Annotated in this window: 1 protein-coding gene; it reads left to right on the top strand. The window is 76.8% G+C overall.

The window, feature by feature from the left end; translation table 11 throughout:
- Nucleotides 1-824 (top strand): sacsin N-terminal ATP-binding-like domain-containing protein (locus JHN63_RS51560; RefSeq protein WP_374223039.1); only part of this gene is annotated, 824 nt, incomplete at both ends.

Here is an 824-nt window from a genome sequence, read left to right as displayed (position 1 = left end):
CCGAGGAGGACCTCGTCCTCGGCGGCTACCGGGACCGACTGGTCGTGGAACTCGCGCAGAACGCCGCCGACGCGGCCGCCCGCGCCGGCGTCGCCGGCCGCCTCCGTCTCACCCTCCGCGACGGCGTCCTCTGCGCCGCCAACACCGGCGCCCCCCTCGACGCGACCGGCGTCGAATCCCTCTCCACCCTCCGCGCCTCCGCGAAGCGCGACGCGGGCGACAGTGCGGTCGGCCGCTTCGGCGTCGGCTTCGCCGCCGTCGTCGCCGTGACCGACGAACCCGCCGTGGTGGGACGGCACGGCGGCGTCCGCTGGTCCCTCGCCGAGTCCCGCGCCCTCGCCGACGAGACCGCCCGGCACAGCCCCGGCCTCGGCACCGAGATCCGCCGCCGCGACGGCCAGGTCCCGGTCCTCCGCCTCCCGTTCGCCGCCGAGGGCACCGCCCCGGACTCCTACGACACGGTCGTCATCCTCCCCCTCCGCGACACCGCCGCCGAGGACCTCGCCGAACGCCTCCTCACCGCGGTCGACGACGCGCTCCTGCTCGCCCTCCCCGGCCTGGTCGAGGTCGTGATCGAGGTGGGCGACGACACCCCCCGCACCCTCAGCCGCCGCACGGCCGGCGCGGACACCGTCGTGGACGACACCCGCGACGGAACCACCCGCTGGCGGACGACCGCCGCACACGGCGAACTCGACAAGGAACTCCTCGCCGACCGCCCCGTAGAGGAACGGCTGCGCCCGTACTGGTCCGTCACCTGGGCCGTCCCGGTCGCCGACGACGGCACCCCCGCCCACCCCCGCACCAACCCCGTCGGGCACGCC

The organism is Streptomyces sp. MBT65 (assembly GCF_016612545.1).
GTDB lineage: Bacteria > Actinomycetota > Actinomycetes > Streptomycetales > Streptomycetaceae > Streptomyces.
Note: the sequence above shows the minus strand (reverse complement) of the source record. Positions and strands in the feature narration are given on the sequence as shown.